Below are 19,447 nucleotides of genomic sequence, written 5' to 3' on the forward strand. Positions count from 1 at the left end.
TCGATGCTTGAAGCGTCCCAATGACATCCTTAACCCGCTCTTCGAGTGATCCGGCAATCTGTAGTCTTGCTTCATGGGTCTGCTCCTCAAGCCGGTCGATATACACGGAAACGGCTAAATCCATATCGAGATAGATCACCCGATGCAGGACTTCCAGGCAGCGCATTAGCTTGGGGCGGTCCCAGCGGATCAGTTTTACGAGCAGCGCATCCAAATGGTTCTGCACAAGGCAATAGCCCCCCAGATACCAGCGCGGCTCTAGGCCAATTTTGGCGTGGGCTAAGCCGATGCGCGCTGCGCGGTGGAAGAATTCATCATCGTATTGACCGGAGAGGAGCGCGGTCCAATGCTCGATCTGGGCTTTTTTCAAATGAGCGATACGGCTAGGGCCACCCAGCATTGCATTGAGTTTTGCGAATTTGCCCAGATGGTTATAAAATATATCTACAATGCCGGGGAGGTGTGGTGCAATCAAACTGCGGACATGTTGTAAAGTTTCATTTATATCATTTGATATATTAAGGAAAAGTAAACGTTCATCGCGTGTTTGTGCGGCATTTGTTGTAATTTTTTTGATGTTCTGCATGGCTTTAGCTGCCCTATGAATGTTTTTGATTTTGCTCCGCAATCATACCGAGATTTTAATTTTTGTCTTTATCAAAAAAATCCAACGACGATACGGGGTGCGCTGCATGGGCTTATGATAATCACCATCTGGGCAGTATAGGGCTAATCTGCTAATGTCAAAGATTAGGGTGCCGAGAAGGTTTAAGGAGATCGGGCGTGACGCAGGGTGTGGATGGGCTGGACGGGGCGGGTATTCCCGCGCAAGAGCCGCGCAAAAAGAACCTGATCGGCCTGACCCGCGAGGAACTGAAGGCCGAAATGTTGGCCTTGGGCGAAGCGCCGTTCCGCGCGAAGCAATTGTGGCACTGGCTCTATCATCGCGGCGAAACCAACTTCGATGAAATGACGACGCTGCATAAGGATTTCCGCCGCCGCCTCGCCGAAACCTACGAAGTCCGCCGCCCGGAAAATAAAGTCGATCGCCTCTCCGTCGATGGCACCCGCAAGTGGCTGCTGCGGATGGACGACGGCAATGAAATCGAAACGGTCTATATTCCCGAAGAAGATCGCGGCACTTTGTGCGTCTCCAGTCAAGTCGGCTGCACGCTCACCTGCCGCTTCTGCCACACCGGCACGATGAAGCTGGTCCGCAATCTGGACCCTGCCGAAATTGTGGGCCAGGTGATGCTGGCGCGCGATTGTATCGGCGAATGGCCGAGCCCGCAGGATGGGCGCATGCTGTCCAACATCGTGCTGATGGGCATGGGCGAGCCGCTGTATAATTTCGAGAACGTCAAAAAAGCCATGCAGATCGTGATGGATCACGAGGGCATCGCTTTGTCGCGCCGTCGCATTACGCTTTCGACCTCCGGGGTCGTGCCGATGATCCGCCGAACGGGCGAGGAAATTGGCGTGGCGCTGGCGATTTCTCTGCACGCCGTGCGCGACGATGTGCGCGATATTCTCGTGCCGCTGAACAAGAAATATCCGATTGCCGAGCTGTTGGAGGCCTGCCGAACCTATCCGGGCGCGAGCAACGCCCGCCGGGTGACGTTCGAATATACGATGCTGCGCGATGTGAACGACAGCGTGGCCGACGCCAAGGAACTCGTGCGGCTGCTCGGCGGCATTCACGCCAAGGTGAACGTGATCCCGTTCAACCCCTGGCCGGGCGCGCCCTATGAGTGCTCGACCGATGCCCAAATCGAAAAATTCGTCGCTGTGCTCAATAACGCCGGTTACGCCTCGCCGGTGCGCACGCCGCGCGGGCGCGATATTGGCGCCGCCTGCGGTCAGTTGAAGTCCGAAAGCCAGCGTATCCGCCGCACCCAAACCGGCTTTGCACCCGGTCCTGCCGCCCCGTCGCCGGGTGTGGTACTGCCGGGAGCGGCGGCTTAAAGACTGTTTGGTCCGTTGCGTGCGTCGAAAGCGGCGCGCGCGGCGTCCACTTCCGGGAGATTCTGCACCGTCCAGGCGTAAAGCGCCTTGAAGGGAGTTTGCAGAGTACGCCCGAGCGGCGTGATTTCATATTCTACGGCAACCGGCGAGGCGGTGATAACGCGGCGCTCGATCAGCCCATTGCGCTCCAGCCGCCGCAAACATTGGGTTAGCGCCTTCTGCGTTACCCCTTCGAGCTGGCGTTTGATGGCGTTGAAGCGTTGCGGGCCATCGTCCAGCACTTTCAGCACCATCATCGACCATTTATCGGCGATCTGATCGAACAGCAGTCGGCTTGGGCAATTGACGTGAAATTGCGGATGGGTGTCCTTCATTTCAGTTTCTCCAAGGCTACCTAGTGAAGTATAAGTACCTAATTGAAACCAGATATAAAAAATATACCTATGGGTCAACGTTAACCGGAGACCTTATGATGATTTTAACGAATGCCCTTTCCCAGCCTTTTTCGCTGAAAACCCTGACGCTGAAAAATCGTATCGTCATGGCCCCGATGACGCGCAATTTTGCGCCCGAGGGCATTCCGGGCGAGGCCAATGCGGCCTATTACCGCCGCCGCGCCGAAGCCGATGTGGGGCTCATCCTCTCGGAAGGCACCGTGATCGACCGGCCCGCCGCGCGCAATCTGCCGGGTATCCCGTTCTTTCATGGCGACGCGGCCTTAGCGGGCTGGAAGCAGGTTATCGATGGCGTCCATGCCGCAGGCGGCAGGATGGGGCCGCAGCTTTGGCACGTCGGCTCGGTAACGGGCAGTGCCGATTGGGCACCCGACGCCAGCCTGATCGAAAGCCCCTCGGGCCTGGAAGCGCCGGGCAAACCGCGCGGCAAGACTATGACCGACGCCGATATCGCTGACGCCATCGCCGCCTTCGCCCGCGCGGCGGCAGATGCCAAGCGGCTGGGGTTCGATACCTTCGAGTTGCACGGCGCGCACGGCTATTTGATTGATCAATTCTTCTGGTCCGGCACCAATCTGCGCAGCGATGGTTATGGCGGGGCAACCCTGTCCGAGCGTAGCCGCTTTGCGCTTGAGGTGGTCAAGGCTGCCCGGCAGGCCGTTGGCCCGGAGTTTCCGATCATCCTGCGGGTGAGCCAATGGAAGCAGCAGGACTATGCGGCCCGTCTCGCCGAAACGCCGGACGCGATGACCGATTGGCTGCTGCCGCTCGTGGAAGCGGGGGCGGATATTCTGCATTGCTCGCAGCGCCGTTTCTGGGAGCCGGAGTTCCCGGAAGTCGATGGGGCCGAGGGGCTGAATTTCGCCGGGTGGGCTAAGAAGCTTACCGGGGCGGCCACGATCAGCGTCGGCTCGGTCGGGCTGTCGGGCGATTTCCTCGGCAGCTTCAAAGGCGAGGCTTCGACCGCGCAGGGCATTGACGATCTTGTGCGCCGCTTGGAGCGGCAGGAGTTTGATTTGATCGCCATCGGTCGGGCGCTGCTTAATGATCCGCATTGGGCGGCAAAAACCCTGAAAACTGAACCCGGCGCACTGAAAGATTTCTCGCCCGCCGCGATGAAGGAACTTGTCTAAACGCAGCCTCTTGCACCTCGCGGGCCGCTCTCCCATCTCTGGGAGAACGGCCTGTGAGGAGTTTTTATGGACCCGTTGACCCTATTGGGCCTTCTAATCGTGGTACCGACGTGGTTCGCCTACAATCGGGCGGGCCTGTCGCCGTTTTTGTCTCTTATCGTGCTGATTCCCTTGATCGGGCCGATCTTGGCAGTGGCGATTCTCGCTTTCGCGGCTTGGCCTAAGATCGATGGCGACACGCGGCTTCAGTATCGGCGGCTCAGATGATCGAAGGCTTCTTTGCCCTGATTTTTAGCCTGATGGGCGCCGTTTGGGGGCTGGTCGTGCTAGCCTCCTGGGGGTTCCTGTTGCTCCTGTTCATCCCCTTCGCGCTGCTGTGGGGCTGGATGCTGGCGCGGATTCTGACGCGCGCGGGTTATTCGCCCTGGTGGGCCTTGATTGGCTTTACGCCGCTGCTTCCCTTGGCAGTATGGATCTTCGCCTTCAGTTCTTGGCCGGCGGCGGCGCGGACGGTGGTACTGATGCCGCCGGAGCGGCGCTACTAAGCGCCAGCTTTATTTTTTCGACCGGCAGCCCGAGGGCGCTGGCGTAGGCGTCGGCCATTCCGTTAACGATGGGCAGAACCTGCGCCCGCCGGGCCTTATCGGCGTCCGCGATGGCGAGTTTTTCCTCGCGGGTCAGCGGCAGACCGCGTTCTTTTTCGAGTTTTGGGAAGAGCGAAACCCCGTCGAAACTGCCGACCTGTTCGAGCGGCGGCATGAGTTCGGTAATGCGCCCGCGATAGAGTTGCGTGATCCCGGCCAGCCGGTCCGCATAGGCATTTTGGGCGATCCGCGCTTCGGCCATTGCCTCTTTCCAGGCGCGGGTTAATCCATCCCACTGGGGCTTTGTGACGGGCCGTCCGAGTGCCCCTTCGAGACGTGCGCGCGTGTCGGCGAGGGGGAGAAGGCCCGTCGCCGCCGGGGCGGGTTTCACGGCCGGGGCGGGAGCGGGTGCGACCGGAACCGCCGGGCGCGGTACGCCGCCGGTGCCCGAGGGGGCCTGAGCTAGGGCGGGCAGAGCCAGCAGGCTAAGCAGGAGCGCGCGCATCCTCATGACGGGGCCACGGCGCGGATCAACACGCGCTTGCCGCTCTCGCGCCGGTCGGCGGGATTGAAGCCGCCCACGGTTTCGCCGCAGGCTTGAAACTGATTGAGCTTTTTCTCATAGCAAATCCGAACCTCTTCCAACCGTCCATCCCGGCCAAGATCGAGCCGAATATGGGCGCTTGTAAGGCCGCGCGCTTGATTGGCGGTAATAAACGCTTCGGCGATCTCGGCCACCGTTCGGCTACCGCCCTTAGTGAAGTCGGGAAGGGTGAGCCCTGCCATGAGGCGCTGGATTTTATCGATATAGGCATCCGGCGTCGGTTGGTCCGAACAGGTGCCGTGTTTTGCCCATTGGCATTGTACCAGCCGTTCGCTGGGCATCAGGCAGAGGGCGCGGCGCAGGGTCGCTTCGGCCACCGGGGCGGCGGGGGTGCAGAACTGCGGCCAGGAACTCCCCTTGCCCCCATCTCCTTTTCCGGGCCCATACTGCGGCCAGAGCCCATGCACGACAAAACCGAAGCGGTTGCGGCGGCACTGAAGATCGGCCCCGGCGCGGTCCTTTGCCTGCTCGCAAAAGGCGGGCGACCAGGAGAGGGCGAGAACGTAGAAATCGAAATCGCCGGGTTGGCCGCGGGCCGCCGTTTCGCCGTCACCCCGGCTCCGGTCCGGGCAGGGGGCGGGGGCGGTCAATCGGTCGGGCAGGTGGCACTGTTGTGCGAAGCCCGCTGGGGCAAGGCTCAGGAAGAGCAGGATGAGGAGTAGGCGAATCATCGGATTATTCTAGCGTCGTTCACGAAGCGCGAACAGCCGGGCCGTGCGTTTACGACGAAATCCGGGCGTTTTGCGAAGGCGCGCTTGGGTTTTCGGCGGGCTCCGGTATCTCAGACGCATGTCCCGTCTCGTCCCCCTTGCGCCCGCCCGGCAGCCACCCTTGCGCCACCAGCGCGGGCCGATAGGTGCGCCCGACCGGCACACGCCGCCCGTCGGTGAGAATCAACTCCCAGCCGCTCTTACCCCGTTCGGCCCCGGCGAGCGCGGCGCGGGCCACCCACCAGCTTTTATGAACCTGTGCCCCCGGCACCGCGCGCAACTCCGCCACCGCATCGCGCAGCCGCAGCAAGATCAGGGCATTGCCCTGGTCCGTATAGACGCGCAGGTAATGGTCTTCCATTTCAAGGCAGAGCAACCGGGTGCCGAGCGCGGGCGGGAGCCGCTCGAAAAAGGGCGCGGGTTCGGGCGTCAGTTGGCTTGGGGCGGCGGGCTCCGGCGGGGCAGGCGCGCTTTGGGCGCGCATTTGAAAAAACCAGGCCGCGCTGGTCCCTATAAGCATCAACACGGCCACATTGGGCACCTGCCGCCAGAAGGTGATCTCGGCCACCACCTGCGGCGGGGCGAGCAGCGGCAGCAGCAGTTGCACGACCAGGGTTTGCAGCGGTGTTACCAGGATCGTCGCCGTCAGCACATAGACCGGGCCGGAGGGACCCCGCCAGCGCATCGGCAGCAGCAGCGTGGTCAATACCGACAGCCCGGTTCCCGCCACAACCGAGGTGATCCAGAAGATCAGTCGGTCGGCCAGAGGCGCACCATAGCTGCCGAACGGCCCGAGAAACGCCAGAAACACCCCCACCCCCGCCGCGACGGCGAAGAGCATTCTTAACCTTGCCGGAGATAGTTCCATGACGCTCGATCCTCTTACCCTGCACGTCGCAAGCGCGATCCTAGCCCTTGCAACGGGCGCTATCCTTTATGCTCTGCCGCGCAAAGGCAATGCTTGGCACCGCCGTTTGGGCATTCTTTCGGCCTTCGGGTTGTTCGTGACTGGGGCGACCGGACTTATGTTGTACGGGCTAACCGGCGGGTTTAATTTTTTGCATATTTTGTCGTTGGTCACGCTGGTGGCGGTGTGCGTTGGAACCTTCGCCCTTTGGCGGTGGCGGCGCACGCGCAATCCGGCGTGGCTGATTACCCACTACCGCAGCATGTCCGGGGCCTATACCGGGCTGCTGATTGCCCTCGCGCTCCGGGTTCTGCCAACGATTTTCGGCGGAACGATGCGGGAGATGATTTTTCCCGCGACGATTGTGCTGCTGATCCTAACCCAAGGCGGCATGCAGCTTCTGGATCGGCTGATCTGGCGGCCCACTTATGGCGGCACGGCAAAGCCGGTCAAACGCCAAGCCTAAGCACCTTCCCAACGCTTATACGCGGCGGTGGCGGTCCCCCACGGCTCGTAATAAAGCCCGTTACCGAGATGCTCCTGGGCGAACTGTTGCGCCTGGAACGTGACCTGCGCGGCCACGAGGGCAAGGCCCTTCGAACGGCGACGTTGGCGAGGATCGGCGAGATCGTCGCCCTCATCGTCCAGATCGAAGCGCGGACGGGCGGCATTGGCTCCGGCGGTCGCCTCTTCGGTGCGCTTTTCGTCCTGCTGCTCTTCCGCCTCCGGCTGGCGGCGGCGGACCGGACGGGCCGGGGCGACCGGCTGATAAGTGATCGGGATGATCGCAACCATGATCGCGCCCGCCGCCCGGTTGGAGGGTTAAGCTTTGTCGGCTTTAGAGCCGGGATTGAGGCGTTCGATTTGCGCTTGCAGCGCATCCAACTGCCGCTTCAGGTCCGAGACTTGCACCGGCTGACCCATCGGGGTCGGCGCGGCTTGCGGTTTCATCTCGCCTGCGCCCGCAGCACCGGGGGCACCGAAGGGGGTGAACATGCGCATCGCCCGTTCGATCATGGCAATATTCTGTTTGCTCATTTGATCGAAGGAGCCGAAGGGGAACAGGCTGCCGAAGGATTCTTGGAAATACTGGCGCATTTCGCCCTGATTGCGGGCAAAGCTTTGCATGGCGGTTTCAAGATAGCTCGGCACCAGCCACTGCATATTATCGCCATAAAGGCCGATCAACTGGCGCAGGAAGCTGATGGGCAGCATATTCTGCCCTTTACCTTCTTCTTCAACGATGATCTGCGTCAGCACTTGCCGGGTAATATCTTCGCTGGTTTTCGCGTCATAGACGACGAAATCCACATCGTCCTTCACCATCTGGCACAGGGTGTCGAGCGTCACGTAGCTGGAGGTCGCCGTATTATAGAGGCGGCGATTGGCGTATTTCTTAATCGTAATCTGCCGCTTAGAATCGCTTCCCGTGTCCTGGGCCGATGCGTGCGGGGGAACCGATTGCGGTTGGGTCATTACGTCACCTTCCCTAAAAGCGTCGCTCATTTTTCGTTAGGGAAGAGTGTAGCATAGAATCGCTGCCGTCAAACTGCCGCATTGCACAAAGATCGGTCAGAAGGGGATCAGGCGGGGGGATGTTCCCACACGCGGGCCGGGTATTCGTGAAACAGCAGCGTTTCTTCAGCCTCAACGCAGCCCAGCTTTTCGGCCACGCGGCGCGAGGCAAGGTTTTCGGGATCGATGCAGCTTACGAGCCGCTCGCCTGCCGGGCGATGGGCGCGAATGGCAAGGGCTGCTTCCGGCGCATAGCCCTTGCCCCAGTGGGGGGAGAGCAGGCCCCAGGCGAGTTCCAGCGCGGGCCAGGTTACGGGGCGGATAAAACCGATGCGGCCAATCCAAGCCCCGCTTTCTTTGTCGATCACGCTGTAAAAGCCAAAGCCGCGAAGCTGCCAATGACCGAGCGCGCCGACGAGAAACCGCCAGCTTCCTTCAACCCCCTGCACGCCGCCGAAGAACCGCATCGACAGCGGGTCTTGCACGAAAGCGGTCATGCCCGGCAAATCCTTCTCCTCCGGCAGGCGGAGGAGAAGGCGCTCGGTTTCAAGGCTGGTCGGCACCAGCAGCGGCGCGGTCGGCGGCACTACTTTTTATCGGCCTGGATATAAGCGCTAACGATCTTATCCGGGTTCGTCACCACGCCATTGCGGCTAGGATCGCCCTTACGCAGTTTATCCACCGCTTCCATGCCCGAGGTCACGCGGCCCCAAACGGTATATTGCCCGTCGAGGTTCGGCGCGTCGGAGAAGCAGATGAAGAACTGGCTGTCGGCGCTATCCGGGCTTTGGGCGCGGGCCATCGAGACGGTGCCACGACGGTGCTTTTCCGAGCTGAACTCGCGCGGCAGCTTCACGCCCGACCCGCCCATGCCGGTGCCGGTGGGATCGCCGCCTTGGGCCATAAAGCCATCAATGACGCGGTGAAAGACTACGCCATTATAGAAGCCCTGGCGCACCAGTTCCTTGATGCGCGCCACATGCTTCGGGGCCAGATCCGGGCGCAGTTCGATGACGACCGGGCCGGTGGAGAGTTCCAGCACCAGGGTGTTATCGGGGGTTGCAGCGGCCAGCGCGGGCAGCCCCAGCAGCGGCAGGCTGGCGGCGGCGGCCAGCAGCAGGCGGCGGGAGAGATTACTCAGCGACATCGGCGGCCACCTTCAAGGAGACGATCTGGTCGGGGTCTTTCACCGCGCCCGAGCCCGGCGCGCCGCGCTTAATGGCGTCCACATGCTCAATCCCGTCGATCACCTGGCCCCAGGCCGTATATTGACCGTTGAGGTGCGGCGTCGTGCCGAAGCAGATGAACCATTGGCTGTCGCCGCTGTCCGGGCTTGCGGCGCGCGCCATGGAGCAGGTGCCCTTCACGTGCTTGCGGTCGTTGAATTCCGCCTTCAGCTTCTTGCCCGAGCCGCCCGAACCGGTGCCGGTGGGGTCGCCCGTTTGCGCCATGAAGCCTTCGATGACGCGGTGGAAGACGATCCCGTCGTAAAAGCCTTCGCGCGCCAACTCTTTAATGCGGGCCACATGGTTCGGCGCGCTGTCCGGGAAGAGTTCGATGGTCACGCGGCCATCTTTCAGTTCCAGGAACAGCGCGTTTTCGCGATCGGCAATCTCAACCATTTTCTTACCTCTTCAGGGATTAATGCGCGGAAGCCCAGGTCTGGCCGACCCCGGCTTCGCAAATCAGGGGCACCGATACCACAGACCCGGCGGCGTTTTCCATCACTGGGCGCAACGTGGCGATAGCCTCGTCGATATGGGTGTCCGGCACTTCGAACAAAAGTTCGTCGTGCACGGTCAGAATCATTTTCGCCGGAAGCTTGGTGGCGGCCAGCGTGGCAGAAACCTTAATCATCGCCCGCTTCATAATATCGGCGGCGGTGCCTTGCAGGGGGGCGTTGATGGCTTGGCGTTCAGCGAAGCTGCGGCGGGCGGCGTTTTTATCGGCAATCGTCGGCACCCAGCAGCGCCGTCCGAACAGCGTTTCGACGAACTGATGCTCTTTGGCGAAAGCCTTCATCCGGTCCATATAGGCGCGAATGCCGGGGTAACGCTCGAAGTAAGCGCGGATAAAGGCCTGCGCTTGGCCCTGGCTGACGCCGATATTCTGGGCGAGGCCGAAGGCGCTCATGCCGTAAATAATACCGAAGTTGATGGCCTTGGCCTTGCGCCGTGTTTCCTTATCCATCGTCTCCAGCGGCACATCGAAGACCTGCGAGGCGGTGAGCGCGTGAATATCGACCCCGGCGGCGAAAGCCTCCTTCAAGGTATCGATGCCCGCGACTTCCGCCAGCAGGCGCAGTTCGATCTGGCTATAGTCGATGGCGATAAGCTTATGCCCCTCCGGCGCGATGAAGGCCTCGCGGATCTTGCGGCCCTCTTCGGTGCGGATGGGGATATTCTGCAAATTCGGGTCCGACGACGACAGTCGCCCCGTGGTGGTGAGCGCTAGGGCGAAGCTGGTATGGACCCGCCCCGTGCGCGGGTTGATCTGCTCCACCAGGGCATCGGCATAGGTGGATTTCAGTTTCGCCAACTGCCGGTAATCCAGCACCATGCCGGGGACGGGATGGGACGCGCGCAAATCTTCCAGCACGTCCACCGAGGTCGAGTAATTATCGGTCTTGCTGGTCTTGCCCTGATCGGCGAGGCCGAGCTTGCCGAACAGGATTTCGCCCAACTGCTTCGGCGAGGCGATGTTGAACACTTCGCCCGCCGCTTCGTGGATTTGGCTTTCCAGCACCGCCATCCGTTGCCCAAAATCGGTGGAAAGCTCGCGCAGGCGGTTGCGGTCCAGCAGCGCGCCTGTGGTTTCCATCGCGGTGATGATCGTCGGGATGGGGCGGTCGATGCTCTCATAGAGATGCACTTGCCGTTCCAGCAGCAGCCGCGCCTTCAGCACCGAATGCAGGCGCAGCGTAACGTCCGCGTCTTCGGCGGCATAGGCGAGGGCACGGTCCAGGGCGACTTCGGCGAACCCAATCTGCTTCTTGCCCTTGCCGCACACTTCCTCATAGGAAATCGTGGTGATGCCGAGGTGGCGCTGGGCCAACTCGTCCATGCCGTGCCCGTGCTTGCCGCCGTCGAGCACGTAGGAGAGCAGCATCGTGTCGTCATAGGGCGTAATCGAAACGCCGTATTTTTCCAGCACGACCATATCATATTTCAGATTCTGGCCGATTTTCAGCACGCTCGGGTCGACCAAAAGCGGCTTCAGCGCCTCAAGCGCCTCGATCAGCGGAATCTGCTGCGGGCGGTCGCCGCCAAGATCGAGTTGCCCGCCGGGCGTTCCGTGGGCGAGGGGGATATAGCAGGCTTCCCCCGGCGCAACCGCCAGCGAAATGCCGACAAGGTCCGCCGAGGTGGCATTGAGGCTGCTGGTTTCCGTATCGAACGCCACTTGGCCCACTGCATGGGCGCGGGCGATCCAATGGTCGAGCCGGTCGTGCGTTTGAACGAGTTCGTAGGTGCGCGGCGCGTCGGCGGGCGTCGGCATCGTCACGCTGCCGGGAGCGGGCGCAACGGTTGGCGCAGGGGTTGCGGCGGCGCGCGCGACGGCCAACTTCACCCCATCCGGCCCCAGCAATTTTGAGAGCAGCGAGCGGAAGTTCTGGGCAACCAGAAATTCCTTCAGCGCCTCGGGGTCGGGCGCGCGCTTATCCAACTCCGGCAGAGCTACCGGCAGCGGGGCGTCTTCACGCAGGCGCACGAGTTCGCGCGATATGCGGGCTAGCTCGGCATGCTCGATCAGACTTTGGCGGCGTTTGGGCTGTTTGATTTCCTCCGCCCGCGCCAGCAGCGTATCGAGATCGCCATAGAGATTAATCAGTTCGGCGGCGGTTTTTTGCCCGATCCCCGGCACGCCCGGCACATTATCGGTGCTATCGCCCATCAGCGCCTGAACATCGACGACCTTTTCCGGTGGAACCCCGAATTTCTCCAGCACTTCCGCCGCCCCAATGGGCTTATTCTTCATCGGATCGAGCAGCGACACGCCGGGGCGGATAAGCTGCATCAAATCCTTATCGGAGGAGACGATAATCACGTCGCCGCCTTCGGCCACTTCAGCGGCGGCATAGGCGGCGATCAGATCGTCGGCCTCAAACCCCTCAAGCTCGATGGCGGGGACGTTGAAAGCGCGCGTCGCCTCCCGGATCAGGGCGAACTGCGGAATCAAATCTTCCGGCGCGGGCGGGCGGTGCGCCTTATACTGCGGATAAAGCTCCGTGCGGAACGAGTGGCGCGAGACGTCGAAAATCACCGCGACGCGCTCCGCCCCGGCATCGCTCAGCAGCCGCGCCAGCATATTGGTGAAACCATAGACGGCATTCACCTGCACCCCATCGGGGCGCGACATCGGCGGCAGCGCGTGATAGGCCCGGAAGATAAAACCCGAGCCATCGACCAGATAAAGCGTCTTACCCGCCACGGGATTAATGGCCCGCGTGGCTTTTTGCGCCCTCTTTCAGCACATATTCGCGCCCGCAATAGGGGCATTCGACCCGGCCTGCGGCTTCGATATTCAGGTAGACGCGCGGATGCCCCAACGCCCCGCCGTCGCCATCGCAGGGAATGGTGGTGGTATCAACCAGAATGGTCTCGACCGGCTTATGGGCGGCAGTCATGGGCGCGTCTTTCCTTCGGGGCCAAAGCTGCCGGGATCATAGCGGAGCCGGTGAGGGGATCAAGGGGGGAGGCTATTTCGTCGCCCGCTTGAGATAGTCGATAAAAGCCCGGACCCGCGGGAGCTTTTGTCGACCTGGAAGGATGAGGGCGGTAATCGGCGCTGGGGTTGGGTTATGGTAAGCCGCCAGCAGTGGGATTAGTCGGCCATCGGCCAGGGCCTTTTCGCCCAGAAAATCGCCCAATCGAATAATGCCCAGCCCCGCTAAAGCGAAATCCAGCAAAAGATCGGCGCTATCACACTCGATTGTCCCCGAGACGGGGCAGGCGACGGTTTGGCCGTTTTCGATCATCGGCCACAGGGTTTGGGCCGAGGCACCCTTGAGGCGTAGACAATTGTGAGCTCTAAGATCGCCCGGCTGCTCCGGCGTTCCAAACCGCGCCAAATATTCGGGGCTCGCGGCGATGATCCGATGAACGCTGCCAAGCGGATGGGCAATCAGGTCGCTATCGGAAAGCGCGCCCACGCGAATGGTCACATCGACCTGATCGGCGAGGGGATCAATGCGGTGATCGTTGACCGAGAGGGACAGGGTGATGCGCGGATAAGCCTTTTGAAAGCCGGGCAGCAGCGCTGCTAGTCGATGCTTGGCAAACGCGGTTCCGGTATTGATCCGCAGTAAACCTTGCGGCACCCCGCCTTGACCGGCGACCTCGGCATCGGCTGCCTCAATCGCCGCCAGAATAGGCCGGGCGTGGCTCAGGTAGGTCTCGCCCTCCTGGGTTAAGACCAGCTTTCGGGTGGTGCGGTGCAGGAGCTTTACCCCCAAGCGATCTTCCAGGCGGGTTAGCGCTTTGGAAACGCCGGAGGGGGTTTGTCCAATTTCTAAGGCAACCGCCGCGAAACTGCCAAGCTCTGCGACCCTTACGAACAGGGCCATATCACCCGCCGACATGGTATATTCCTGACTTCAGGGAATGAATGATGGATAGGATAGCGTATATATCAGAAAATTTTTCAAAGATAAGCTCCAAAGCCTCATCCCTACCGATTGCTTTGGAGCCCCCCATGCCGCTAGCCCGTTTATCGATTCCCGCCGCGCTCCCTACCGACCGCGCCCGCAGGTTGGCCGATGCCGTTCATTCCGCGCTTGTCGCCACCTGCGGCGTTCCCGAGAAGGATCGGTTTCAGCTCATCACGCGCTTTGCCGCCGACGCTATGATTCTCGATCCGACCTTTCCCAATGTTGAGCGGTCAGCCGAGGCCAGCATTATCGAGATCGTCTTCTTGACTGGCCGGACGAGCGATCAAAAGCGCGCCCTCTATCGAGCCGTGGTTGACGGCGCGGTAAAAGCCGGGTTTCGGGCCGACGATGTTATGATTGCGCTGGTCGAGAACACGCCCCTCGATTGGTCGCTGGGGCGCGGCGAGGCCTATGCCGACCACGCCCACCCCGCAACCTGAAAGGCTATTTCGTTGCCTCTTTCAAATAGGCGATGAGGTGTTCGAGCTCCTCCGGGTTTTTAATGCCGACGAAGGCCATCTTATTGCCCGGAACGCTATCCTTAGGGTTGGCGGCATAGGCTTTGATCGTATCGGCGCTCCAGACCGTGCCCATCGCCTTCATCGCCGGGGAATAGGCAAAGCCTTCTTTGGTGCCCGCCGTCCGCCCAAACACCCCATTCAGGTTGGGGCCGACGCCGTTTTTGCCGTTGGCATCGACCGAATGGCAAATCTTGCATTTGGTCGTATAGATCTTCAATCCCGCAGCAGCGTCGCCATCGGCAAGGGCGGCGGACGCTAGGGCGAGGCTGACGGCCACGGCGGCGAGGGGGAAGCGCATGATCTCTCCTGATCGGATGAGCGGAACAGGACACCAGCCTAGCCGAGTGCGGCGCAGGAGGGGCTGATCCAGATCAAGCGCGTCTCAATTCACCTGCGGCAAAACGCGGCGAAGGGGGGCGGGGAGCAGCGCCAGCAGCGTGCGCCGAATCGCCCGCCATCCGGCGCTAAGGGCGAGGATGAGCGCGCCCAGCAGCAGCAGCGCCAAAGCAATCGGCGTATCGGCGGAAAGCCCGCGCGTCTGCCCGAGGTAGGAAATCGCTACCCCGGCATAAAGAAGGCCGGAAACCAGAATTGCGCGCCGGTCTGCGGCCAGCGCAATCAACGCCAGCACACAAAACAAGCCCAGCGTCAAAACTGGATTGCTGCCGCTGCTGAGCGCGCCGATCCAAAACATGGTGGGATGAACGATCAGCGGGGCCGCCAGCAGATGTAGCCAAAAGGCAATATCGGTGCGCCGGGTTTCGCGGCGCGGGTCTTGAAAATCCAAACGCAGGGCGAGCGTGAAGGCAATGATCCCGGCGATCAGCAGCAGGAAGGGAATAACCACCGGCGCGGCATCGGGCGCGGCTGAGTAAACCAGCGTCACCAGCATGCCGGTGAGCGCGCCGCACCCTGCCGCGGGGGAAATCGGGGTTTTGAAGCGGCGGTAATGCCCCCAGGCGGCGACGGCGGCAATCAATCCGCCCACAGCAAAATGCCACTCCAGCGGTGATGTGTCTGATTGAAGGAGCGCAAGACCAAAGCTCACCGCGACCAGAATGCTCCCCACGAACCCGACCAGCAGCAACAGGCTGGGCAGGGCCATCCGGCGCTTGCGGGTGAAAAACTCAGCCAACCCCCAACATGCTACGGCCAACCCCGCCCCAACGGCGGCGACGGTCCAGTGACTAAGGAAATAGCCCAGCGCCCCCAGGAACAGCACAAGCCCAATCGCAACGAAAAGATCGCCAAAACCGGTAATGAAGCGCAGTTTTTCGTCGTCTTGTGGTGGGGCGTCGGTACTCGTGAGCGCTTGGATTTGGTTAGCCTGTTCGGCGGTGATGATGCCGCGCGCGATGGCTTGGGTGAGGGTTTCATAGGAGATCATGGAGGTACTCTGATTTTTGCGGTATCGGGCTACTCTTGCTCGACTTGTCACTAGCCGTAGCTTCGAGCGTCGCCCCTTGGCAGTAGGCGACGGAGCCTAAAGGGCACTATCTTCAATAGTATTTGGCGGATTGGATGCCAGCCGACGCTTAAAATGAGAATTAGGCTGCCAACAACGAGTATTGAGATGTATGCTCCGACTGAATCACCAAAGTGTACGGTATCAATATCAGTTAATTTTGCTATGGATACATAGATATAAATTAGAATAGATACTAAAATAGCGCGACGATTAACCAGAAGGGCGGTGAAAATCATTATTGGTGTTATTGCCAAACGGATTTTCGCCTGGTTATCGTAGGCTAACGCCCTTTTTACTTCGTCGTTCACGACACTGCCGTACTCGAAAGAAGACCACAACATTATTGGATGAACAATGAGAGTGGCGGCGAGCAAATGGAGCCAGAATGCTATATCGGACTGTATACTGCGTCTGTCCGAATTGAGATAGTCTAACCGGGTTGCATAGACCAATATAATTATACCAAAAATTGGGGCTAGATAATGCGTATAGATCTTTCCGAGATCACTCGGATTTTTATCAAAAAACGTATCTCCTGTGAGAAATATTGCTCCCAAGAACATTGCGGGAACAATCGGAGTCCTAAATCGTGCATAATAAGGGATTAATGAAATCGCAGAAACGCCCAGGGCGAGGAACGTGTTTGATTGCCCGAATACATTACGTTCATCGAGGGATTCTGCTCCCAGTGCGATAAGTGCGGTTAAATAGCTCCCAAACGCGAAAAGAAGCGCCGATACGATGCTTGCTAGAGCCATTCGGCGCTTGCGGGTGAAATATTCGGCCACGCCCCAAGTGGCGAGAGCAAACATTAGGCCTCCCGCCCAGGGGCTAACCATCCCAACGAGAAAGCCGGTGGCAGCGGTAAATGATATGATACCGATAACGACGAGAAAATCGTTAAAGCCTGAAATAAAGCGCAGCTGCTCGGGGTCATCTGGCGTCATGTCAGCGCTCTCGACGGCACGCAGCCGGTCGGCGAGGTCTGCCGTCAGCAGGCCGTCGGCGATGGCTTTCTTTAGGGTTGCTTCGGAAATCGTCACGGCGGCCTCATCAATTCGGATGCTGCAACTTATCGGAGATGCGCGCCCGAGCCAAGACTACTCCGCCGCCAGAACCGCCGCCGTTGTTGTGACGGTGCAATATTCCTCGTCGAGATTGGCGAGGGTGAAGGCGTGCACCTCTTCGGCGGTGCGCTTCACCCGGTTCCAATCCTTAAGGCCGAAGGTAAAGCAGCCGTCTTCGACCAAAAAGGTTGGGAAGCCTAAGTTTCCCGCCATGCGCACGGTGGCTTCCACGGAATTATTGGTGACGACGCCGACCACCACCAAGGCCGGGTGCCGCCCGGTCAGCAGGCGCGCGTCGAGATCGGTGCCGATAAAAGCGCTATTGGTGCGTTTGCCGATCACCAATTCATCGGGCAGCGGGGCCGTTTCCGGCTTGAAATCGTGCCCCGGCTGGCCGGGCCGATAGAGCGAGGTGGGCGTGGTCGAATCATGGCGAACGTGCCACACCGGCCAGCCATGCTTCCGCCAATGGGCCAGCAGTTGGGCGATATTCGCCTCCGCCTGCGGGTTATTGCGGTGTCCCCAGGAAGGATCGTCAATCGCCTTCTGCAGGTCGATCAGCAACAAAACGGCGGCGGGCGGGGGAAGCTTCGTCATTGAGTGAAGATTGACGAACTTCGCCGCCCGTGCAAGCCCCGTTAGCGCCGGGCGCGGGCGCGGATCAACGGCAGCAGGATATCCAAGGTGGGGGTCGGCACCCCGGCGAGGCGTGCGAGTTCCTGCACCGCGCCCAATTGGGCTTCGATTTCCATCGGACGCCCGGCTTCCATATCTTGCAACATCGAGGCGCGGTGGGTGCTGCCCGCCATGGCCTTGAGGCGGGTCGGAATATCGGGGGCGGCGCTCACCCCCAATCCGGCGGCAACGGCGCTGGCTTCACTCAGCAGGGTCTCATAGAGCGGCAAAAGGTTCGGATCGGCGATGACCTGCCCTTCGGCGGATAGGGTGAGCACGCCCAGGCAGGACCCCGCCACATTCAGCGCGATTTTCTTCCATACGGCGGTGCGGATATCCTCGGTCGCCGTCACCCCATCCAATCCGGGCTTTAAGGCATCCACGATAGCGGCAAGGCGCGGAGTTATCCCGCCCGCAGGATCGCCCAGCGTAAAGCTGCTCTGCACCCATTTGCAGTGAATGACCCCCGGCGCGACAATCGTGTTCGGCGATTGAATGACACAGCCCAGGGCGCGTTCCACCCCAACCTCGCGCCACAGCAGCCCGCCCGGATCGAGCCGGTCGATGGGGCGTTCAGCCCAGTCGGGCTTCGGGTGCTTATGGAAATACCACCAGGGCACACCATTGACGGCATAGACGATATTGGTCTGCGGGCCGGAGAGGCTTTTGAGCGCGGGCACGACAGTGGTGAGGCTATGGGCCTTTACCGTACTGATAATCAGATCCTGCGGGCCGAAATCCTCGGCCCGGTCGGAGGCGGGGAGGCGCACGGTGAAATCCTCAGCCTCGGTGGTCAGCCGCAAGCCGTTCGCCTGAATAGCGGCCAAGTGCGGTCCGCGCGCAATAACCGAAACCGCAAGCCCTGCTTTTGCCAGACGGGCGGCAATATGTCCGCCGACCGCGCCCGCGCCCAAAATCGTAATCTTCATCGCCTCGTCTCAACTCTCTCTTTAGAGCCCCCGACTATTGCGAGCTTCGCCCCTGCTTGGAAAACAAACCTTGTCGCGGTGACAAAAAAGGCGGGGAAGCCCCCCGCCTTTCGGTGTTCGTATTCCGAAGCGCGTTAGGCCGCAATCCCGCGCGGGGCATCGCCTTGAACGGTGGTGCGGTACAAGGTACGGCGCAGGTCCGGCGGGCAGCCGGTGGCGAGATGCAGCGTCTGGCGATTATCCCAGAACACCATATCGTTCGGTTGCCACTTATGCCGATATTGGAACTGCGGCGCGGTGGAATGGGCGTAGAGCTGGGCCAGCAGCGCATCGCTTTCCTCTTCCGGCAGGCCGAGAATATGGGTGGTAAATCCCTCGCTGACAAACAGCGCGCGTTTGCCGCTTTCCGGATGAACGCGGACGATAGGATGAACCACCGGCGGCACCCGCGCCGCCTGTTCGGCGGTGAGGCCGGGGCGCAGCTCGCCGTTCAGCTTTTGCTGTTTGAGATTGCGGGCAAGGTAGCTGTGCTCGGCGGACAGACCGTCGATCTTCGCTTTCAGATCGTCGGGCAGCGCCTCATAGGCCGCAACCATATTCACGAACAAAGTATCGCCGCCCTCGGCGGGCCATTCCTTCGAATGCAGCAGCGACCCCAGGCTGGGCAGCGCCATATAGGAGAGGTCCGAGTGCCAATATTTCCCGGCATCGACGAGGCCCAAGGGCTTACCGTCCTCAATGACGTTCGAGACGATCAGAATTTCCGGGTGGCCCGCCAGATGGAAATGATGCTGCACATGGATTTCCAGCGGCCCAAAGCGCCGACTGAAGGCGATTTGCTGCTCAGGGGTCAGCTTTTCCTGATCGCGGAAAACCAACACGGCCCGGTCGGCAAGGCTGCGGCGGATGCGGGCGAAATCATCATCGTCCAGCGGCTGCGCCAGATCGAGATTGAGAATTTCGGCACCCAGAATTTCGGGCAAATCGCGGATTTCGAAAGATGCACTCATGATTGTTCCTGCCCCCAGCGGTTTACAGTTATTTTTGCGAGGGTGCGAAACAACAGCCCCTCGATAACGAGACCGATGATAATCACAGTTAGAAGCCCTGCAAAGACACTCGGCGTCTCTAATTGCGCCCGATTGACGTAAATATACCAGCCCAACCCGCCGGAACGCGCGCTCACGCCGAACACAAGCTCGGCGGCAATCAAGGTGCGCCAAGCAAAAGCCCAGCCGATGCGCAGGCCCGAGAGGATTTGCGG

25 protein-coding genes and 1 pseudogene are annotated in these 19,447 nt (G+C 60.7%); 6 read left to right on the top strand and 20 right to left on the bottom strand.

Features of this window, described 5'->3' with window-relative positions; genetic code table 11:
- Positions 1 to 586: protoglobin domain-containing protein (locus tag ACIQ36_RS09020; protein ID WP_395828406.1), on the bottom strand; the 586-nt coding region annotated here is incomplete at its 3' end.
- A 197-nt stretch (positions 587 to 783) separates the two neighbouring features.
- On the opposite strand from ACIQ36_RS09020, the gene rlmN reads away from it, so the two are divergent.
- Positions 784 to 1,965 carry a 23S rRNA (adenine(2503)-C(2))-methyltransferase RlmN gene (gene rlmN, locus ACIQ36_RS09025; RefSeq protein WP_395828408.1) on the top strand — a complete coding sequence of 394 codons (1,182 nt, stop codon included), beginning with the start codon at positions 784 to 786 and terminating at the stop codon, positions 1,963 to 1,965.
- Here the strand turns inward: rlmN and ACIQ36_RS09030 are convergent.
- A complete protein-coding gene (locus ACIQ36_RS09030; protein WP_395828410.1) occupies positions 1,962 to 2,339 on the bottom strand; it encodes a winged helix-turn-helix transcriptional regulator in 378 nt (125 codons plus the stop codon). The genes rlmN and ACIQ36_RS09030 overlap by 4 nt on opposite strands.
- 95 nt (positions 2,340 to 2,434) lie before the next feature.
- Here ACIQ36_RS09030 and ACIQ36_RS09035 point away from each other — a divergent pair, with 95 nt between their 5' ends.
- The 3 genes from ACIQ36_RS09035 to ACIQ36_RS09045 all read left to right on the top strand — a co-directional run bounded on the left by ACIQ36_RS09035 (position 2,435) and on the right by ACIQ36_RS09045 (position 4,098).
- Entirely contained in the window at positions 2,435 to 3,553 is a 1,119-nt protein-coding gene (locus ACIQ36_RS09035) for an NADH:flavin oxidoreductase (protein ID WP_395828412.1), read from the top strand.
- Between the two features lie 66 nt (positions 3,554 to 3,619).
- Positions 3,620 to 3,820: a hypothetical protein gene (locus tag ACIQ36_RS09040; RefSeq protein WP_395828414.1), complete on the top strand. Its 201-nt coding sequence runs from the start codon at positions 3,620 to 3,622 to the stop codon at positions 3,818 to 3,820.
- On the top strand, positions 3,817 to 4,098 hold the full coding sequence (locus ACIQ36_RS09045; protein ID WP_395828416.1) for a hypothetical protein: 282 nt from the start codon (positions 3,817 to 3,819) through the stop codon (positions 4,096 to 4,098). Before ACIQ36_RS09040 ends, ACIQ36_RS09045 begins: the two co-directional genes overlap by 4 nt.
- Here ACIQ36_RS09045 and ACIQ36_RS09050 read toward each other — a convergent pair.
- The 3 genes from ACIQ36_RS09050 to ACIQ36_RS09060 are packed head-to-tail and all read right to left on the bottom strand — an operon-like array spanning position 4,037 to position 6,292.
- Positions 4,037 to 4,642, bottom strand: coding sequence for a hypothetical protein (locus tag ACIQ36_RS09050; RefSeq protein ID WP_395828418.1), 606 nt, complete (start codon positions 4,640 to 4,642; stop codon positions 4,037 to 4,039). The genes ACIQ36_RS09045 and ACIQ36_RS09050 overlap by 62 nt on opposite strands.
- Positions 4,643 to 4,644: 2 nt before the next feature.
- A complete protein-coding gene (locus ACIQ36_RS09055) occupies positions 4,645 to 5,412 on the bottom strand; it encodes a hypothetical protein (RefSeq protein WP_395828420.1) in 768 nt (255 codons plus the stop codon).
- Positions 5,413 to 5,461: 49 nt separating this feature from the next.
- Entirely contained in the window at positions 5,462 to 6,292 is an 831-nt protein-coding gene (locus ACIQ36_RS09060) for a LytTR family DNA-binding domain-containing protein (RefSeq protein WP_395828422.1), read from the bottom strand.
- Between the two features lie 25 nt (positions 6,293 to 6,317).
- Between ACIQ36_RS09060 and ACIQ36_RS09065 the strand changes: the two genes are divergently transcribed.
- The gene (locus ACIQ36_RS09065; protein WP_395828424.1) at positions 6,318 to 6,824 is read left to right on the top strand and encodes a hypothetical protein; all 507 of its coding nucleotides are present in this window, start codon (positions 6,318 to 6,320) and stop codon (positions 6,822 to 6,824) included.
- Here the strand turns inward: ACIQ36_RS09065 and ACIQ36_RS09070 are convergent.
- The 8 genes from ACIQ36_RS09070 to ACIQ36_RS09105 all read right to left on the bottom strand — a co-directional run bounded on the left by ACIQ36_RS09070 (position 6,821) and on the right by ACIQ36_RS09105 (position 13,454).
- Positions 6,821 to 7,153: a hypothetical protein gene (locus tag ACIQ36_RS09070; protein ID WP_395828426.1), complete on the bottom strand. Its 333-nt coding sequence runs from the start codon at positions 7,151 to 7,153 to the stop codon at positions 6,821 to 6,823. The two genes, ACIQ36_RS09065 and ACIQ36_RS09070, sit on opposite strands and share 4 nt — an antisense overlap.
- Positions 7,154 to 7,180: 27 nt before the next feature.
- A complete protein-coding gene (gene phaR / locus ACIQ36_RS09075) occupies positions 7,181 to 7,834 on the bottom strand; it encodes a polyhydroxyalkanoate synthesis repressor PhaR (RefSeq protein WP_395828428.1) in 654 nt (217 codons plus the stop codon).
- 107 nt (positions 7,835 to 7,941) lie between these two features.
- Positions 7,942 to 8,460, bottom strand: coding sequence for a GNAT family N-acetyltransferase (locus ACIQ36_RS09080; RefSeq protein ID WP_395828430.1), 519 nt, complete (start codon positions 8,458 to 8,460; stop codon positions 7,942 to 7,944).
- Positions 8,460 to 9,020 (bottom strand): peptidylprolyl isomerase, encoded by a 561-nt coding sequence (locus ACIQ36_RS09085; protein ID WP_395828432.1) that lies wholly within the window; start codon positions 9,018 to 9,020, stop codon positions 8,460 to 8,462. The genes ACIQ36_RS09080 and ACIQ36_RS09085 overlap by 1 nt, the downstream gene beginning before the upstream one ends.
- On the bottom strand, positions 9,007 to 9,495 hold the full coding sequence (locus ACIQ36_RS09090) for a peptidylprolyl isomerase (protein WP_395828434.1): 489 nt from the start codon (positions 9,493 to 9,495) through the stop codon (positions 9,007 to 9,009). Before ACIQ36_RS09090 ends, ACIQ36_RS09085 begins: the two co-directional genes overlap by 14 nt.
- Before the next feature lie 19 nt (positions 9,496 to 9,514).
- Positions 9,515 to 12,304 carry a DNA polymerase I gene (polA, locus tag ACIQ36_RS09095; protein ID WP_395828436.1) on the bottom strand — a complete coding sequence of 930 codons (2,790 nt, stop codon included), beginning with the start codon at positions 12,302 to 12,304 and terminating at the stop codon, positions 9,515 to 9,517.
- Between the two features lie 4 nt (positions 12,305 to 12,308).
- Positions 12,309 to 12,500, bottom strand: a complete 192-nt coding sequence (locus ACIQ36_RS09100) for a zinc-finger domain-containing protein (protein ID WP_045774846.1) — start codon at positions 12,498 to 12,500, stop codon at positions 12,309 to 12,311.
- Between the two features lie 72 nt (positions 12,501 to 12,572).
- Positions 12,573 to 13,454, bottom strand: a complete 882-nt coding sequence (locus ACIQ36_RS09105) for a LysR family transcriptional regulator (protein WP_395828438.1) — start codon at positions 13,452 to 13,454, stop codon at positions 12,573 to 12,575.
- Positions 13,455 to 13,567: 113 nt separating this feature from the next.
- Between ACIQ36_RS09105 and ACIQ36_RS09110 the strand changes: the two genes are divergently transcribed.
- Positions 13,568 to 13,963 carry a tautomerase family protein gene (locus ACIQ36_RS09110; RefSeq protein ID WP_395828440.1) on the top strand — a complete coding sequence of 132 codons (396 nt, stop codon included), beginning with the start codon at positions 13,568 to 13,570 and terminating at the stop codon, positions 13,961 to 13,963.
- Positions 13,964 to 13,967: 4 nt separating this feature from the next.
- On the opposite strand, the gene ACIQ36_RS09115 is transcribed toward ACIQ36_RS09110, so the two are convergent.
- The 7 genes and pseudogenes from ACIQ36_RS09115 to ACIQ36_RS09145 form a co-directional block, all read right to left on the bottom strand.
- Positions 13,968 to 14,342: a c-type cytochrome gene (locus tag ACIQ36_RS09115; RefSeq protein ID WP_395828442.1), complete on the bottom strand. Its 375-nt coding sequence runs from the start codon at positions 14,340 to 14,342 to the stop codon at positions 13,968 to 13,970.
- A gap of 84 nt (positions 14,343 to 14,426) precedes the next feature.
- Complete coding sequence (locus ACIQ36_RS09120; RefSeq protein ID WP_395828444.1) at positions 14,427 to 15,431, bottom strand: hypothetical protein; 1,005 nt, start codon at positions 15,429 to 15,431, stop codon at positions 14,427 to 14,429.
- 50 nt (positions 15,432 to 15,481) lie between these two features.
- Entirely contained in the window at positions 15,482 to 16,555 is a 1,074-nt protein-coding gene (locus ACIQ36_RS09125) for a hypothetical protein (RefSeq protein ID WP_395828446.1), read from the bottom strand.
- Positions 16,556 to 16,612: 57 nt separating this feature from the next.
- Positions 16,613 to 17,176, bottom strand: a complete 564-nt coding sequence (locus ACIQ36_RS09130) for a cysteine hydrolase family protein (RefSeq protein ID WP_395828448.1) — start codon at positions 17,174 to 17,176, stop codon at positions 16,613 to 16,615.
- Between the two features lie 41 nt (positions 17,177 to 17,217).
- Positions 17,218 to 18,183, bottom strand: coding sequence for a ketopantoate reductase family protein (locus ACIQ36_RS09135; RefSeq protein WP_395828450.1), 966 nt, complete (start codon positions 18,181 to 18,183; stop codon positions 17,218 to 17,220).
- Between the two features lie 134 nt (positions 18,184 to 18,317).
- On the bottom strand, positions 18,318 to 19,193 hold the full coding sequence (locus ACIQ36_RS09140; protein WP_395828452.1) for a TauD/TfdA dioxygenase family protein: 876 nt from the start codon (positions 19,191 to 19,193) through the stop codon (positions 18,318 to 18,320).
- Positions 19,190 to 19,447, bottom strand: a pseudogene (locus ACIQ36_RS09145) (ABC transporter permease); the annotation flags it as partial. The gene ACIQ36_RS09140 and the pseudogene ACIQ36_RS09145, both read right to left, overlap by 4 nt.

The organism is Elstera sp., assembly GCF_044372965.1.
GTDB lineage: Bacteria > Pseudomonadota > Alphaproteobacteria > Elsterales > Elsteraceae > Elstera.